The sequence below is a fragment of the Vreelandella boliviensis LC1 genome, from assembly GCF_000236035.1.
GTDB lineage: Bacteria > Pseudomonadota > Gammaproteobacteria > Pseudomonadales > Halomonadaceae > Vreelandella > Vreelandella boliviensis.
Genome location: NZ_JH393257.1, coordinates 1599119 through 1612776, shown reverse-complemented (window position 1 = coordinate 1612776; position 13658 = coordinate 1599119). Strand labels below are relative to the sequence as shown.

The 13658-nt window shown below is 55.3% G+C and carries 11 protein-coding genes; 6 read left to right on the top strand and 5 right to left on the bottom strand.

The genetic code is table 11. The features are described from left to right. The 3 genes from KUC_RS19980 to ccoG form a co-directional block, all read right to left on the bottom strand. Nucleotides 1–670, bottom strand: a 670-nt coding sequence (locus KUC_RS19980) for an MmgE/PrpD family protein (RefSeq protein WP_244264753.1), incomplete at its 3' end; no start/stop codon positions are given. Further along, on the bottom strand, nucleotides 667–1911 hold the full coding sequence (locus KUC_RS07200) for a CaiB/BaiF CoA transferase family protein (protein WP_007112497.1): 1245 nt from the start codon (nucleotides 1909–1911) through the stop codon (nucleotides 667–669). The genes KUC_RS07200 and KUC_RS19980, both read right to left, overlap by 4 nt. A gap of 206 nt (nucleotides 1912–2117) precedes the next feature. Next, on the bottom strand, nucleotides 2118–3581 hold the full coding sequence (ccoG, locus tag KUC_RS07195; RefSeq protein ID WP_040479818.1) for a cytochrome c oxidase accessory protein CcoG: 1464 nt from the start codon (nucleotides 3579–3581) through the stop codon (nucleotides 2118–2120). A gap of 346 nt (nucleotides 3582–3927) precedes the next feature. On the opposite strand from ccoG, the gene mapR reads away from it, so the two are divergent. The 4 genes from mapR (at nucleotide 3928) to KUC_RS19300 (ending at nucleotide 8103) form a co-directional block, all read left to right on the top strand. Then, nucleotides 3928–5337: a GntR family transcriptional regulator MpaR gene (mapR, locus tag KUC_RS07190; protein WP_040479817.1), complete on the top strand. Its 1410-nt coding sequence runs from the start codon at nucleotides 3928–3930 to the stop codon at nucleotides 5335–5337. Nucleotides 5338–5516: 179 nt separating this feature from the next. Beyond that, nucleotides 5517–6923 (top strand): cytochrome ubiquinol oxidase subunit I, encoded by a 1407-nt coding sequence (locus KUC_RS07185; RefSeq protein WP_007112494.1) that lies wholly within the window; start codon nucleotides 5517–5519, stop codon nucleotides 6921–6923. 17 nt (nucleotides 6924–6940) lie between these two features. Further along, nucleotides 6941–7948, top strand: coding sequence for a cytochrome d ubiquinol oxidase subunit II (gene cydB, locus KUC_RS07180; RefSeq protein ID WP_007112493.1), 1008 nt, complete (start codon nucleotides 6941–6943; stop codon nucleotides 7946–7948). Between the two features lie 32 nt (nucleotides 7949–7980). Then, a complete protein-coding gene (locus KUC_RS19300) occupies nucleotides 7981–8103 on the top strand; it encodes a DUF2474 family protein (RefSeq protein WP_007112492.1) in 123 nt (40 codons plus the stop codon). A 55-nt stretch (nucleotides 8104–8158) separates the two neighbouring features. Here the strand turns inward: KUC_RS19300 and KUC_RS07175 are convergent, their stop codons facing one another. Further along, nucleotides 8159–9397 (bottom strand): ATP-binding protein, encoded by a 1239-nt coding sequence (locus KUC_RS07175; protein ID WP_007112491.1) that lies wholly within the window; start codon nucleotides 9395–9397, stop codon nucleotides 8159–8161. Between the two features lie 292 nt (nucleotides 9398–9689). Here KUC_RS07175 and KUC_RS07170 point away from each other — a divergent pair, with 292 nt between their 5' ends. After that, entirely contained in the window at nucleotides 9690–10163 is a 474-nt protein-coding gene (locus KUC_RS07170) for a LysE family translocator (RefSeq protein ID WP_007112490.1), read from the top strand. Between the two features lie 199 nt (nucleotides 10164–10362). Beyond that, nucleotides 10363–11463 (top strand): ADP-ribosylglycohydrolase family protein, encoded by a 1101-nt coding sequence (locus KUC_RS07165; protein WP_007112489.1) that lies wholly within the window; start codon nucleotides 10363–10365, stop codon nucleotides 11461–11463. Here the strand turns inward: KUC_RS07165 and ovoA are convergent. Further along, entirely contained in the window at nucleotides 11441–13585 is a 2145-nt protein-coding gene (ovoA, locus tag KUC_RS07160) for a 5-histidylcysteine sulfoxide synthase (protein ID WP_040479815.1), read from the bottom strand. The two genes, KUC_RS07165 and ovoA, sit on opposite strands and share 23 nt — an antisense overlap. Nucleotides 13586–13658 lie beyond the last annotated feature (73 nt).

Genomic DNA, 13658 nt, shown 5'->3' with positions numbered 1-13658 from the left:
CCCCCCCCCCCCCCGCCATTAATCCTGCATCGGCGGCGTGGCCTGCGTGCAGCGGTTTGGCCGTGCCCTCGCCCTGTAAGTTCTGCTGATGCCCCCCGGCAAAACTACTGGCCAACGCTATGGCGTGACCAATTTGCTCAGACGTGGCGCCGAGCAGCATCGCGGTTGCAACCGCCGCACCCATGGTGCCCACCGTGGCGGAGGTGTGCCAAAAGCGGTAGTGGCTGGGCTGGATAGCAAGGGCAATGCGGCAGCCCACTTCATAGCCACCAATAATGGCGCGATGAAGCTGCTCACGCGTGGCCTGGATGTCCTGCGCAACTGCGAGAGCCGCCGCTATCGTTGAGCTACCGGGGTGGTAGCCGCCGTCTTTAAAGATATCGTCAAACTCAACGGTGTGGCTCGCCGTGGCATTGAGCAGCGCGGCATAACGCGGCGACCCCAAGTGACCATCCACATAACATACTGCGCTGCCCTCCCCACGGGTGGTAGCAAAGGTGTCTGATAGCAGCGTGGCAGGCGCTTGGTTGCACCCCGGCAGCGTGGTGGCAAACCAGTCCAGCAATGCCCGGCGAGCGGCCCAATCAGTCTCAGCGTCCAGCGGGCGGGTGTTCCAGCGACAAGCAGCCTGGGCCAGGCGTTCAAGCGGGTTGGGCGTAGTGTTATTCACGGCCGATCTCCTAAGCGGCTATCGACATCAACGCTGCTTTCTAAAGGCCCGCTGATTGCACCATCAGCGATAAGTGCCGCCAAATCCTGCTTTGAATAGCCCAGACTCATCAGTACCTCAGCAGTTTGCGCGCCCACTTTTTGCGGTGGCGACGTAATGCCACGGGTACCCTCGGACATGCAAAACGCTGACACCGGAACAGTGAGCGCTTGCTCAGCGTCTGGACTTAGCGGCTGAGCGTGCAAAACGCCCCTAGAATGAACATGTGGATCCTCAAGTGTCTCTTCTAATCGTCTAATCCGTGAGGCAGGAATCCGGCGTTTCTGCAAAAAGGCTTCCCAATAGTCGGCAGTCATCGTGCTAATAATCTCAGCGATTACCTTGGCCTCCTCAGCGTGGCTATCAAGGCGTTGATTATTGTTCTGTTTAATCATGTCTTCCCGGCCAAGGGCCGTCCACAAGCGCTTCTGCTGGGTCAAGTTAGAGGCGGCGATCATTAGCGGCTGGTCCGAGGCTTGGTAGCAGCCGATGGTGGCAAAGGGAAAGGTATTGCCTTTGGGTTCTGGCTTTTTGCCGTTCCATAGCAACGCCGTTAAATAAGGACTGGCGAGCATAAGCGCCGTATCTGACATGGAGACATCCACAAATTGCCCTCTGCCACCGTTGCGTTCACGCTGAAACAGGGCCGTTGAGATGGCAAACGCAGCCGTAGTGCCGGTGGCATAATCCACCACCGGTGCGCCGCTTTTTAACGGGCCAGTATGCCGGTCGCCGGTCATTGCCATCATCCCCGAATAGGCTTGGATAACATTATCGTAAGCGGTGAGTTCCCGGCGCGGGCCGGTGCTGCCAAAAGCTGAAATGGAGCAGTAGATCAGCTTGGGGTTGAGCCGTTTCAGGTCTTCGTAGCCCAGCCCCAGCTTTTCTAGTGCCCCAGGCCGATAGTTTTCGACAAACACATCTGCGGTGGCGAGTAGCTTCTTTAACGCTTCACGCCCTTGGGGATGTTTAAAATCGATCGCCACGGCTTTTTTATTGCTGGCTTGAGACATAAAAGCGGTGCCCAGCCCTTGGTCATTCAGCGCGCGATCCGCCCCCTGCATGCGTGCTTGATCAGGATCGCTGGGCGACTCAACCTTTATCACATCAGCTCCCAATACCGCCATTTGGTAGGTAGCGAAAGGGCCCGCCAATACGTGGGTAGCATCCACAACACGGATATTTTCAAACGGGGAAGACATAACGACCTCAGTGCACTGATTGATTGTTGTTGCTCTTCATTGTTGACCGGCAGCCATATTTCGCCGATCTGTCATTCACTAACAATGCAGAAATACACGCACTAAGTGCACTGACGAAACGTCAGGGGATGGTTAACAAATGGTTCTTATAGAATCCCGGGCTTCCCGCCACCCGAGATCCCATCCAGTCTCTAGCGCTATAGCCACTACTCCTCAGAAGGCCCCAGAAAGCGTGTTTCACTGACGCTTACTATCGAGGGGTCGTCTAATGCAATAAAGCGTAGCTCAATAGAGTGGCTGGGCTGTGTCAGGTCAGCCGCATCTGCCGTCAATGCCAGGCGTAGGCTGCGTGTCTCGCTAGCCGATACGTCAATGGTGTCCACACCCTGCAGACGAAGCCCTGGTAGCCCCATGGCGGATACCGCGTAATGATGGGTTTGGTTATCTTGATTGCGCAGTGTCACGTTGTAGTAATTGATAATGCGGCCCTCGGCCGTGCTTTCAAACAGCACCTGACGATCGCGGGCAATCTCTACATCAATAGGCACCCGGGCGTTCAAGAAAGCAACTAACAGTACCACCATGGAGAGTAACGCCGCCGTATAAGCCAACAGCTGAGGACGCCAAAAGCGGGTCGTTTTACCCGCCAGCGCGCGTTCGGTGGTGTACCGAATCAGGCCAAGCGGTTTATCGATCCGCGCCATCACGCTATCGCAGGCATCGATACACGCCGCGCAGCCAATGCACTCGTACTGCAGCCCGTCACGAATATCGATACCGGTGGGGCATACCTGAACGCACAGCTCGCAGTCGATGCAGTCGCCCGCGCGCGAGGCCTCAACGCCCTTTTGCGGATGGTTGCGGCGCGGCTCACCGCGTGCGGCATCGTAGGAAACAATCAGCGTATCGGCGTCGAACATCGCCGACTGAAAGCGCGCATAGGGGCACATATGCAGACACACCTGATGGCGAAGCCAACCGGCATTCAAGTAGGTAAACAGGGTAAAAAAACCAATCCAGAACAGCGCCAATGGGTGCGCATCCAAGGTGAACGTATCCACCACTAACGTTCTAATGGGCGTGAAGTAGCCGACAAACGCTATCCCCGTTGCCAGGGCTATCAGCAGCCAAGCCGTATGTTTAGCCGTCTTTCGCCAAAGCGTATCGAGGTTATTAGGTGCTTTATCACGTCGAATGCGACGGTGCCGTGGCCCTTCCAGGCGATGCTCAAACCAGATAAACAGAAACGTCCACACGCTTTGCGGGCAGCTATAGCCACACCACACGCGCCCAGCCACCACCGTGATCAAAAACAGACCAAAGGCGCAGAGCACCAGGATCCAGGTGAGTAAGATAAAGTCCTGTGGATAAAACGTCGCCGCAAACAGGTGAAATTCCTGGGCAGAGAGGTCAAACCACACTAGCGGTCGGTCGCCCCAATTGATCCACGGCAAACCGAAATACAGCGCCATCAGCAGCCAGTTTGAGTGGCGCCGAATACGCTGAAAAAAACCACCTATTTCTCGCACATAAATATGCCCCAGCTTAGGAGACTGAGAGCTAGGAGACTGAGAGCTAGGAGACTGAGAATTGGGAGACTTAGACGGAGGCGTATGGTGTTCAACCGCCGCCTCGGTGGTCAGGTCTTGCAGTGGAATGCGTTGCGTCATACCGATATCCAAAAAAGAGGGAATGGAGGTTTATGCGGTCGAGGGGCGTCGCGGGGTAGATGATTAAGCATTTGTTAGCAGGCGCGACTTTTAAGTTAGCCGCTACTATGCCCATACAGAGATGACACAAACAGACGCAGTTTTAGAGAAATAAAGCGTATCAGTTAGTACCAGCACACCCACACCACTGCTTTCTGATATGCTGTTTATTAGTATATTTGAGCCTGTTTAACGCTTCTCACATGCGACACAGTGGTATTTTCTATAAGCAGAGAGCCGCGCTGTGCCAGCTAACACTGTGATCGAGTATTCGGGCGTTCTACTCAATGCACCGACGGTTTACCCCATGAAACGCTACGAACAGTTTGCCGATGAAATAGCCACGCTGATTCGCCAGGGCGTGCTGGGCCCTGGGGAGCGCATTCCTTCAGTGCGCCAGGCTAGCCGCCATCATGGTATTAGCCCCTCCACGGTGTTTCAGGCTTACTACTTACTGGAAAATCAAGGGCTTATCACAGCACGAGCGCGCTCGGGGTATTTTGTTCGTGAACACGCCCGGCGCTTACTGGATGAACCGCGCGTGACACTGCAGCCCACCGACCCAGCAGAGGTGGAAGTCAGCGAGTTGGTGTTCTCGGTGCTGGGCTCGCTGCAGGATGACCGAACGGTGCCCTTTGGGTCGGCTTTCCCCAGCCCCGAGCTGTTTCCGCTTTCTCGCTTGGCCACTAGCATGACACGGGGATTGCGAGAGCTTTCGCCCCAGCAGGTGGTGGCCGACATGACCACCGGGCACACCGACCTGTGCCGACAGATTGCGCTGCGTTACATGCTGGGTGGCATTCAACTGCCGATGGAAGAGCTGGTGATTACCAATGGCGCAATGGAGGGACTTAATCTAGCCCTGCAGTGTGTTACCCAGCCGGGCGACCTGGTAGCGATAGAGTCCCCAGCGTTTTATGCCAGCCTGCAAGTGTTGGAGCGGTTGAAACTACGCGCGGTGGAGATTCCGGTTCACCCACGGGAGGGGATCGACCTAGAGGTGCTGGCAGAGCGGCTGGAGACGCTGCCGATCAAAGCCTGCTGGTTTATGAGCCATCTGCAAAACCCAGTCGGCGCCAGCCTGAGTAAAGCGCGCAAGCAAGCGCTTTATCAGCTATTAAAGCAGCATCAGGTGCCGATGCTAGAGGATGACGTGTATGCCGAGCTGTACTTTGGCAGTACGCCGCCCGCGCCTGTAAAAGCCTTCGATGATGAGGGTTTGGTCATCCACTGCAGCTCATTTTCAAAATGCTTGGCGCCTGGCTACCGGGTTGGCTGGGTGGCGGGCGGCCGCTATGCACAGGCCATCTCGCGGCTAAAACTGATGACCACCATCTCGCCTTCGGTGCCCGCCCAAGCAGCCATTGCCGACTACTTGCAGCATGGCGGTTATGACCGCCATCTGCGCAAGCTCCGCCATGCTCTGGAAGCCCAACAAGGCAGCATGCTGGCAGCGGCGGATCGCTACTTTCCTGCCCACACCCGCATCACCCGCCCGGCAGGCGGCTACTTTTTATGGGTAGAGTTTCCCGAGCAAGTGGATTCGCTTCAGCTATTTAATACCGCGCTCGACCACGGCGTTAGCTTAGCGCCAGGCCCGATTTTTTCAGCGACCCAACAGTTTCGCCACTGTGTGCGACTGAGCTATGGCCACCCCTGGACGCAACGCAACGAACGCGGCATGGAGACGTTGGGTAGGTTGTTAACGCTGTTTTGATCCGCTATTCCAACCCAGCGACTCCAGCCCAGCTACTAGAACAACTGATCTGGTTTTTTAATGAAAAGCTGATCCTGTTATGCAACACAGCAATCGATAGACTGTTCCGATGAAGTCACACAGTGGCTATACCGGCCCACTCTTTAGTTAAGACAGTGGCTGTCATCGGAGGAAGCGTCATGCTCGGAATTGAGGCCATTGATCTGGCCAGGGTGCAGTTTGCCTTTACTATTTCCTTTCACATTATTTTTCCCGCCATCACCATTGGCTTAGCCAGCTATCTGGCCGTGCTGGAAGGGCTATGGTTAAAGACCCAGCGGGATACCTATCGCCACCTTTACCACTTCTGGTCAAAAATCTTTGCCGTCAACTTTGCCATGGGCGTGGTCTCGGGCATTGTGATGGCGTACCAGTTCGGCACTCACTGGAGCGGTTTTTCCGCCTTCGCGGGCAGCGTCACGGGGCCACTACTCACCTACGAAGTGCTCACAGCGTTCTTCCTGGAGGCCGGCTTTTTAGGGGTGATGCTATTTGGCTGGGAGCGCGTCGGCCGAGGCCTGCACTTTTTTGCCACCTGCATGGTCGCACTCGGCACGCTCGTATCGATGTTTTGGATCCTCTCCTCCAACAGCTGGATGCAGACCCCGCAAGGCCACGAGATCATCGATGGCGTGGTGATTCCCGTTGATTGGATGAAGATTGTCTTCAATCCCTCTTTTCCTTACCGACTGGCCCATATGGCACTGGCGGCTTTTTTAAGCACAGCGCTGTTTGTCGCGGCCTCTGCCGCGTGGCTATTGCTACGCGGCAAACAGTCGCCTGAAGTTCGCACCATGCTCTCCATGGCGCTGATCATGCTGGCGATCACTGCACCGCTTCAGGCCGTGGTGGGTGACTTTCATGGTCTGAATACGCTGGAACACCAGCCCGCCAAGATCGCCGCTATCGAAGGGCACTGGGATAACAGCAGCGGCGAACCCACTCCGTTGATTCTGTTCGGCTGGCCCGATATGGCGGGCGAAGAAACACGCTTCAAAGTGGAGATTCCCGTGCTGGGCAGCCTGCTGTTAAAACACAGTCTGACCGAGCAAATCCCCGCACTTAAGGAGTTCGCTCCGGAAGACCGCCCCAATTCGACTATCGTGTTCTGGAGCTTTCGGTTAATGGTCGGGCTTGGGATGTTAATGATCTTACTTGCCATCGTGGGCAACACCCTGCGTATCAAAGGGCGGTTATACGAATCTCGCCGCTTTCTACTGTTCACGTTAGGCATGGGGCCAGCGGGGCTCGTGGCCTTGCTGGCAGGATGGTTTACCACCGAAGTAGGCCGTCAACCCTGGGTGGTTTACGGGTTATTAAGAACCGCCGATGCAGCCTCCGCGCACAGTGCTGTGCACCTAAGTATTAGTTTGAGTGTTTTTGTGGTGGTGTATTTGGCTGTCTTCGGCACCGGCGTTATCTACATGATGCGCTTGGTCAATAAAGGGCCAAGTGATCCTTCCTCGCCTGCCTTAGGTGGCCCTGGCCATCAACGCACGCCTGCCCGCCCTCTCTCGGCGGCTAACGAATCGCTGACGACTCACTAAAGGATAGGGGGTGCACCATGGGAATCGATCTATCGCTCACCTGGGCCATTATCATTATGTTCGGCGTGATGATGTATGTGGTCATGGATGGCTTTGACTTAGGCATTGGCCTGCTTTTTCTACGCGTTCATGACGAGCAGGAACGCGACATTATGATGAACACCGTTGCCCCCGTGTGGGACGGCAACGAAACCTGGCTGGTATTAGGCGGCGCAGGACTATTCGCCGCCTTCCCACTCGCCTACGCCGTCGTGTTGGAAGCGCTGGCGATTCCACTCATCGTGATGCTGTTAGGGCTTATTTTTCGTGGCGTCGCCTTTGAGTTTCGCTTCAAAGCCTCCCCCCAGCGACGCCATGTGTGGGATAAAGCCTTTATTGGCGGCTCGCTGATGGCGACCGCGGCACAAGGGGTTGCCTTGGGCGGCTATATTCAGGGTATCGCTTTCGATGGCGCTCATTTCAGCGGTGGCTCGTTAGACTGGCTCACGCCTTTTTCGCTGTTTTGCGGCATTGGCCTGCTGTTTGCCTATGCACTACTGGGCAGCACCTGGCTGATTATGAAAACCGACGGCGCCCTGCAACAACGCATGTACCGGATCACTAAGCCGCTGATGCTCGGGCTGCTGGTAATGATCGCTTTCGTCAGCGTATGGACGCCGCTGGCCTACCCGAACATTGCAGAACGCTGGTTTTCCCTGCCCAACTTGCTGTGGTTCTTACCGGTACCGCTGTTAGTTGCGCTGACCGGCTGGTGGCTATGGCGCGCTATCACCTTTCAAGACAACGCGCTGCCGTTTGTGCTGGTACTGGCGCTGGTCTTTCTAGGCTACAGCGGTCTGGGCATTAGCCTGTGGCCGACGATTATCCCACCGGATGCGTCCATCTGGCAGGTCGCCGCCCCCGCCCAAAGCCAAGGCTTTGCCTTAGTAGGCACGCTGTTTATTCTGCCGATCATCTTGGTGTACACCGCCTGGAGCTACTATGTATTCCGCGGCAAGGTGAAACCTGGCGATGCTTATCATTAACACCATCACCCCCCGTATTGAGGAGTAAGGCAATGAAACCTCTCGCCAAGCGCCTGGGCTGGTTAGTCACTATCTGGCTTTCGAGTGTGGGTGTTCTATTGCTGATTTCGTTGGGGCTTAAATTTGTGATGGGAGTAGCGGGGTTGACCAGCTAAAGCGCGTATTCATTTTTTCTTGGTTACAAAACCGCAACAAAGCAAGCTATTTGCCCTACTCCCCCCACAACATGCTGATAGGCACAGCAAAGCAACCGGGTACTTTCAGCTTTACACAGTGACGCCCGGTATAAATCAACATGCCACCTCGAAACTGCTCACCCGCTTGATCTGCGAGTCGAGCAAGCCCTGCGGCATCCTTGGCCTGCACGGTGGCAGAGCGCTTAACTTCGACCCCCCAAAGCGCCTGCCCACGCTCAATGATGAGATCCACCTCAACTTGATCTTTATCGCGGTAGTGAGAAAAGCGCAGCTCCGGTTCGATCCAAGAGGCTTGGGCCATGAGCTGCTCAACCACATGGGTTTCCAGCAGGGCGCCAAAACGCTCCGCTTCCGTCAACCACTGCTTTGGTGATAGCCGCCCTAGAGCAGCCGCAAGCCCGGTATCGACCAAGTGTAGCTTAGGACTTTTGATCAGCCTCTTCGCTTGGTTGCGATGCCAAGCGGGTAGCTGACGAATCAGAAAAAGGCGCTCAAGAATACTCAGGTATTTGCTGACCGTGCCGCGCTCAAGCCCTAGCTCTTTGCTCAAGGTACTCACGTTGAGCAGGCTGGCGGTTCGATAAGCGAGCAGTTCTATCAGCCGCAGCATGCCCTCCTCATCTTGAATAGCCGCGATATCTTTCACATCACGCTGAATGATCGCATTGAGGTATTGGCGATACCACTGTCGAGCCCGATTGGGCGCTCGCCGGTTGGGCTCGGGATAGCCACCCTGACAGATAACGTTTGGCGTGGCGGGCAGCGGCCTGTTCTCTGGCACTATCCTAGGCACTAATTGCCCCTCTATTAGCGTGGCCAGCAAGGTCGATTCACTGACACGTTTCTCCTGCTCGGCCAGTGGGTGTAGGTAAATAACCTCCATACGGCCTGCTAAAGAGTCCTGAGCTTTGGGTAGCAGTAACAAATTGGCAGATCCGGTCAGCAGAAAACGTCCCGGCTGGCGGTCGCGATCCACCACTGATTTGATCGCCAGTAGCAGCTCGGGAGCGCGCTGCACTTCATCCAACGTGCTGCGCGCTGGCAGGCTCTCGATAAACCCCAACGGATCCTGCTGCGCGGCCGCCAGCAACGTCGGGTCATCTAGGTTCAAGTATGCGCGCTCAGGGTCTATGCGTTGCGCGAGCGTTGTTTTACCTACTTGCCTAGGCCCTAGCAAACACACCACCGGCGTATCGGCGAGCGATTCGACCACTCGATCACGAATTAACCGGGGTAGATAAGTGTTATCCATAGTTTGTCTCTGGCAGCGTCCAATTGTGGATTATTTTAGCGTCCAATTGATGGTTATACCAGCGTCCAATTGATGGAAAACTAAGCGTCCAATTGCGGGTTATCGAATAATCGGTGGCATCGGTTAGCCTTCAGAGGGCGTGTCACATCAAGATGCTCCAGTGTAAAAAGCGAAGCATTATCTCAATGAATAGGGCAGAAAATCAGCGCGTAGAATTGCCACGCATTGCTACAGGGCTTACAACTACATAGCGAGCTTTAATTAATCATTCAACAACAGGAAGATTAACGCCATGTCGATTGAGCTTTGGCTATCGTTTGCAGGCGTAGACGCCCTGCTGATGGCGTCGGCGGAGCTATTCGCCATCGTTAAATGGCTAGGGGTTGTCTATCTACTTTACCTTGGCATCAAAATGTGGCGTGAATCCGGCCAACTGAACGACCTGGAAGCCTCTGGCGCCAATATCAAGCAAGGCACTGCAAAGGCCTTTTGGGTGACACTCTTAAACCCCAAAAGCATTCTGTTCTTTATGGCCTTTATGCCACAGTTTATTAACCAGTCCCAGCCCTTGGCGCCCCAGTTGGCGATTCTGTTTACCACCTTTCTTGTGATGGGTGTCATCTCTGATCTCGGCTATACACTGCTGTCAACCACTAGCCGGAAACTGATGACCGCCAAGCTTCGTAGGCTACTACACCGCTGCGGTGCGAGTAGCTTGATCGGCGCGGGTGTGTTGATGACCGTGATGCGCCGTCCCTCGGTGTAGTGACTTGTACTCATTACGTTGAGGAAAGGCTCTCTAACCAAGGGTTTGATCAACCACTGAACGCCAAGTAGAGGCCCAAATAAAATCTATGGCCTTGGCATAGCCCTATCTTCCTTTGTGATTCAGCGTTGATCCCCAACCATTCGCTAATCTGGAGATTCACCATAAGATAGGGAAACCAACCAAAAGGATCAGATCCATGAATGAGCCTGTGCACTCCAGATCTGTTGCCGCGCTTAAAAACCTGTTTATTGGTGATTCACTGGCGATGCCCGTGCATTGGTTCTACAACGTCCACGATATCGACCGCGCGTTTCCAAACGGGATAACAAAGTTTGAAGCGCCACCTGAGTTTCATCCGTCATCGATTATGTCCCTGCATTCCACCAGCGCCGGTGGGCGCAAACGCGCTGACAGCCATGCACCGCGCGAAATCGTCGGCAATGTGATTCTTAAGGGAAAGCAGTCGTACTGGAATCGTTCTAACGTTCATTACCACCAAGGCATGCAGCCAGGGGATAACACCCTTAACGCCTATTGTGCGTTAACCCTGATGCAAACGATGAACGGGCCTGATAAACACTACGACCGTGACACCTTCCTAAAAGCCTACATCCGCCTCATGACCGCAGAGATACCAGCCCATCCGGATACCTACGCAGAGTCTTACCATCGCGGCTTTTTCGCTAACCTCGAAAAAGGCCAGCCTCCACATAAATGCGGCGCAGTCACCCACGACACGCCGTCCATTGGCGGCTTGACCACCATTGCCCCCTTGGCGATTGGCGAACGCTTACGAGGTACTTCGCTGGCCGATACCCGCAAGCTTTGCCGCAACCACCTGGCATTGACCCATCCGGACAACTTTCTCGCGGACGTTTGCGATGCCTACGTTGAGCTGATCGACGCGCTCATGTTCCGCGATGACGATACTCATGTGCAGGAACTGCTGCTGAAGGCAGCACGTGGCTTATCCCGTCGGGACTTATCGAAGCTGGTGGAAAGCAATCGCCCCGAGCGTGAGGTGATAGGGAAAGCGCTATCTACCGCTTGCTACATTACCGACGCGTGGCCTGCGGTGCTATATCTTGCCTGCAAGTACCATAAGCAACCACTGCGCGCGTTACAGATCAACGCAGAAGTTGGCGGCGACAGTGTGCACAGAGGCGCCGTACTGGGCGTCTTGCTGGGCTTAATCAATGGCCAGGAGGCTGGCAACCTGTTTGCCCGGTTAACCGAACACTCGTCGATTAACCGGGCCATTGAGCGTCTGACTTTTAACGACGCTCCCACAGCGTGACTTCCGAGAGGCTATGCTGATATTTATGCATTGTCTCACGGATCACAAAGGGCACTTTTTCAGGCTCGCTGATCATCTTGAAGTGGGGCTCCAGCAGCTCCTTCAGGCCATCCAGGGTGCTGAAGTTTTCACCGTTTTTCTTGAACCCACCGATCCACTCCTCCACCGGCGTGTACTCTTCCAGCCAGGTATACGGCGATGCAATCATCAGGACGCCACCGGCATTGATACGCTGATGAATGGTTTGCAGGAACTGGGCAGGCTTATACAGCCGATCGATCAGGTTCGCGGCCAGCACTAAGTCATAATCGCTGAACTGCGGCTTGAGGTTGCACGCATCGCCCTGATGAAAGCTAACGCGACCGGCAGTTTCCTCAAGGCCCAGGCTTGCCAGGGTGCGCTCCTGGTAGCTGATCAGCTCGCCCTCTTCGGTGCGGGTATAACGCAGCACTTTCTGCTCCGCCATTTCTACGCCCTGGCGGATAAAGTTAGCCGAAAAGTCCACGCCATCCACATGCGCAAATTCACGGGCCAGCTCGAAGCTGCCGCGCCCGCTGGCACAGCCTAAATCCAGGGCGCGTTTCTTGTCACGACCGGCCATGGCGGCTAGCGCCTTGTTGGCCAATGCTTGAGGGAAATTGGCAACGCCAAACCATTCGTCGCCGTAATGAAACTCTGCGTACTCCGCCATACGCGCATTGCTTTCGTAATAAGCGCTGGGCAGCGTGACTTCGGCATCCGAAACCACATAGCGGAATCCCGCATGCTGGAAGAAGTGGCGGCGAAATGCATAGCGTGCGCTAAGGCGGGTTTCGTTGCCGCAGGAGATCCAGGAGCCACCCTTGATCAGGTTGTGCTGGTTGTCGAAAGTAGGGGTGGTAAAGTCATCATAGAGTGGATGCACGTCAAAACCTGGGAACGGGTAAGTCGGTGTTTCCACCCACTGCCATACATTGCCCACCACATCGAACCACTGGCCGTGCTGGAAGCGCGTGACCGGGCACGAAGAGGCGCCATGATCCAAGTGCAGGTTAGCGTTGGCCGGTTGATCACTTTCAAGTTCGGAGACACCCGCCTCCTCCGCTAGGCGATGCCACTCATCTTCCGTTGGCATACGCACAGGCTGCCCCGTCTGCTGGCTTTTCCAGTGACAGAAGGCTTTAGCCTCGTGGAAGTTGACCTCCACCGGCCAATCCCAGGGCATCTCTACCTCTTCGGTCATCAAGCGCAGGAACCATTCATTCTTCCACACCCAAAAGGTGGGATGGCTCGCCTTGGCAAATTTGCGCCAGCCCAGCCCCTCTTCCGACCAGTAAGCATCGGTTAAGTAGCCACCGGCTTCGACGAATTCGAGAAACTCGCTATTGCTGACCAGAAACTGACTGGCTTTAAACTCTTCAACGTCGGCGCGATGATGGCCGTACTCGTTGTCCCACCCGTACCACGGGTCGTCAAACGACTTACCCAGCGTTACCTCGCCTTGGGGAACCGTTACCAGCGTATTTTCCGGCGGCTCACCGGTCGTGCGAATGGGCGCCCAGGCAGGCTGCGGTGTCACCAGTTCAAGCGACTGCTGGCGAATCAACACCGACGACGTTTCAAGATGAATGCGCTCGTGTTCGATGCCCATGACGATAGGCCAGAACGGGCTGTCCCAGCCAATAGGCAGTGACACGGGCAGCTCACGGATCAGATTGAGCACCGCCGAGCGCACCTTGGCACGGTACTCCATCACCTCGCTAACCGACGGCCACGAATAGTGAGCTTCGTTGAGATCATCCCAGCTCATTTCATCAACGCCCACGGCGAAAATAGACTCCATGTTGGGGTCTATCCGCGCAGGCAATAGCTTTGCCAACACCAGCTTGTTGACGAAAAATGTGGCGGTATGCCCCAGGTAGAAAATTAGCGGATGCCTGAGCGAAATAGACTTACGCAAGTAAGCCTCTTCACTCACGAGCGTCGTGAACAACGACTCATAACGGTCGAAAGTGGCAGTGAAGCAGGCCTCAATCTCTCGGCGCGTCGCTTCAGGGTCGTTTCCAGCCAGGTACACGGTGCGGGGGAAAAGAGCAGACGATAGCGCTTCTGGTTGCTCCAATGGCGAGCTTGTGGAAGTCATGAGTTAGAGCACCTTTTATCTTGGAACGACGATGGTTCGCATAGGTAAATATATAATCGCATTAAAAACCAAA

Excerpts from the sequence above, each read along its gene's own strand:
- KUC_RS07165 (WP_007112489.1), top strand. The coding sequence starts at position 10,363 with ATGAATGAGCCTGTGCACTCCAGATCTGTTGCCGCGCTTAAAAACCTG.
- KUC_RS07185 (WP_007112494.1), top strand. The coding sequence starts at position 5,517 with ATGCTCGGAATTGAGGCCATTGATCTGGCCAGGGTGCAGTTTGCCTTT.
- ovoA (WP_040479815.1), bottom strand. The coding sequence starts at position 13,585 with ATGACTTCCACAAGCTCGCCATTGGAGCAACCAGAAGCGCTATCGTCT.
- KUC_RS07170 (WP_007112490.1), top strand. The coding sequence starts at position 9,690 with ATGTCGATTGAGCTTTGGCTATCGTTTGCAGGCGTAGACGCCCTGCTG.
- KUC_RS19300 (WP_007112492.1), top strand. The coding sequence starts at position 7,981 with ATGAAACCTCTCGCCAAGCGCCTGGGCTGGTTAGTCACTATCTGGCTT.
- KUC_RS07200 (WP_007112497.1), bottom strand. The coding sequence starts at position 1,911 with ATGTCTTCCCCGTTTGAAAATATCCGTGTTGTGGATGCTACCCACGTA.
- KUC_RS07175 (WP_007112491.1), bottom strand. The coding sequence starts at position 9,397 with ATGGATAACACTTATCTACCCCGGTTAATTCGTGATCGAGTGGTCGAA.
- cydB (WP_007112493.1), top strand. The coding sequence starts at position 6,941 with ATGGGAATCGATCTATCGCTCACCTGGGCCATTATCATTATGTTCGGC.
- mapR (WP_040479817.1), top strand. The coding sequence starts at position 3,928 with ATGAAACGCTACGAACAGTTTGCCGATGAAATAGCCACGCTGATTCGC.
- ccoG (WP_040479818.1), bottom strand. The coding sequence starts at position 3,581 with ATGACGCAACGCATTCCACTGCAAGACCTGACCACCGAGGCGGCGGTT.